This window comes from Lichenicoccus sp. (assembly GCF_965277665.1).
Lineage (GTDB): Bacteria > Pseudomonadota > Alphaproteobacteria > Acetobacterales > Acetobacteraceae > Lichenicoccus.
Genome location: NZ_OZ255835.1, coordinates 4,130,001 through 4,132,674, shown reverse-complemented (window position 1 = coordinate 4,132,674; position 2,674 = coordinate 4,130,001). Strand labels below are relative to the sequence as shown.

Below are 2,674 nucleotides of genomic sequence, written 5' to 3'. Positions count from 1 at the left end.
GTCAACGATTGGTGGTTGCGGGGACAGGATTTGAACCTGTGACCTTCAGGTTATGAGCCTGACGAGCTACCGGGCTGCTCCACCCCGCGGTGGTGAGGCTGCTGTGAGTATGCGGCCTCGATGTGTGTGTAATGGGTTGGTTCGGAAGACCTGGCGGCGACCGACTTTCCCGCATCTTGAGATGCAGTATCATGGGCGCTGGGGGTTTTCACGGCCGAGTTCGGGATGGGATCGGGTGGATCATTCCCCGCCATGGCCACCAGGTCGTCCGAGCCAACCTCTGGGGGAGGTTCGGGCGAGTGAGTGGGTTGGTGCGCGGTGTTGTGTGATGTGGATGACTGCTGTGCGTGTGGTGGTGTATTTGTGTTTTGAGCCTATTGGGCGATTAGGACCAGTTAGCTGAGTGCATTGCTGCACGTATACATCTGGCCTATCGACGTGATGGTCTATCACGGCCCTCTGGGAGACCTGGTTTTGAGGTAAGTTTCTCGCTTAGATGCTTTCAGCGATTATCTTGTCCGCACGTAGCTACCCGGCGGTGCCGCTGGCGCGACAACCGGTGCACCAGAGGTGCGTTCATCCCGGTCCTCTCGTACTAGGGACAAATCCTCTCAAGTCTCCAACACCCACGGCAGATAGGGACCGAACTGTCTCACGACGTTCTAAACCCAGCTCACGTACCACTTTAATCGGCGAACAGCCGAACCCTTGGGACCTGCTCCAGCCCCAGGATGTGATGAGCCGACATCGAGGTGCCAAACCTCCCCGTCGATGTGGACTCTTGGGGGAGATCAGCCTGTTATCCCTAGAGTACCTTTTATCCGTTGAGCGATGGCCCTTCCACGCGGGACCACCGGATCACTATGGCCGACTTTCGTCTCTGCTCGAGCTGTCGCTCTCGCAGTCAGGCGGGCTTATGCCATTGCACTCAGCAGCCGATGTCCGACCGGCCTGAGCCCACCATCGCGCGCCTCCGTTACACTTTGGGAGGCGACCGCCCCAGTCAAACTGCCCACCATGCAGGGTCCCGGTCCGGGCTGACCGGACGCGGTTAGACATCAGAAAAATTCAGGGTGGTATTTCAAGGATGGCTCCACCTGAGCTAGCGCCCCGGCTTCATAGCCTCCCACCTATCCTACACAGCATTTTCCTGATGCCACTGCAAAGCTGCAGTAAAGGTTCATAGGGTCTTTCCGTCTGACCGCGGGTACCCCGCATCTTCACGGGGAATTCAATTTCGCTGAGCCGATGCTGGAGACAGCGGGGAAGTCGTTACGCCATTCGTGCAGGTCGGAACTTACCCGACAAGGAATTTCGCTACCTTAGGACCGTTATAGTTACGGCCGCCGTTTACCGGGGCTTCAATTCAGTGCTTGCACACCTCCTCTTAACCTTCCGGCACCGGGCAGGCGTCAGACCCTATACGTCGTCTTTCGACTTCGCAGAGCCCTGTGTTTTTACTAAACAGTCGCTACCCCCTGGTCTGTGCCACCACCGCATGGTTGCCCACACGGTGGTCTCGCTTATCCCGAAGTTACGCGAGCAATTTGCCTAGTTCCTTCAGCATCGTTCTCTCAAGCGCCTTGGTATGCTCTACCAGTCCACCTGTGTCGGTTTAGGGTACGGTCTGTATGCCAGAGCTATTTCCCGGAATGCTCAAAAAGCCGGATCAATCCGATAAGACCCGACAACATCTCGCATTCGTCACTTCTGGCAGGCTGAGGAATATTCACCTCATTCCCATCGACTACGGCTTTCGCCCTCGCCTTAGGAGCCGGCTCACCCTGCGCGGATTAACCTTGCGCAGGAACCCTTGGACTTTCGGCGACAGTGTTTCTCGCACTGTTTGTCGCTACTCATGTCAGCATTCGCACTTCCGATATCTCCAGGGAGGATCACCCCATCCCCTTCACAGACCTACGGAACGCTCCGCTACCGCGTATGCTTGCGCATACACCCACAGCTTCGGCACGTGGCTTGAGCCCCGTTACATCTTCGGCGCAGGGTTTCTAATAGACCAGTGAGCTATTACGCTTTCTTTAAAGGATGGCTGCTTCTAAGCCAACCTCCTGGTTGTTTTGGAATCCCCACATCCTTTCCCACTTAGCCACGATTTGGGGGCCTTAGCTGGTGGTCTGGGCTGTTTCCCTCTCGACGATGGACCTTAGCACCCACCGTCTGTCTGCCAGGCTATATTTCCGGGTATTCGGAGTTTGGTTAGGTTTGGTAAGGCTTTGGGCCCCCCTAGCCCATCCAGTGCTCTACCCCCCGGGATAAACACCTGACGATCTACCTCAATAGATTTCGCGGAGAACCAGCTATCTCCGAGTTTGATTGGCCTTTCACCCCTAGCCACAGCTCATCCCCGACTTTTTCAACAGGCGTGGGTTCGGCCCTCCAGTGCGTGTTACCGCACCTTCAGCCTGGCCATGGCTAGATCACTCGGTTTCGGGTCTTCTGCCAGCAACTCATAGCCCATTTCAGACTCGCTTTCGCTGCGCCTACACCTACCGGCTTAAGCTCGCTGCAAACAGAAACTCGCTGACCCATTATACAAAAGGTACGCCGTCACCCCATAGGAGGCTCCGACTGCTTGTAGGCATCCGGTTTCAGGTCTATTTCACTCCCCTCGTCGGGGTGCTTTTCACCTTTCCCTCACGGTACTTGTTCACTA

At 56.3% G+C, this 2,674-nt stretch carries 1 tRNA gene and 2 rRNA genes (1 of these 3 running past the window's edge); all 3 read right to left on the bottom strand.

The features are described 5' to 3' along the window. Positions 1-12 precede the first annotated feature (12 nt). Positions 13-89, bottom strand: a tRNA-Met gene (locus ACQY4O_RS19270). A 59-nt stretch (positions 90-148) separates the two neighbouring features. Further along, positions 149-264, bottom strand: a 5S ribosomal RNA gene (gene rrf, locus ACQY4O_RS19265). Between the two features lie 100 nt (positions 265-364). Then, positions 365-2,674: ribosomal RNA gene (locus ACQY4O_RS19260) — 23S ribosomal RNA — on the bottom strand; it runs 431 nt beyond the window's last position.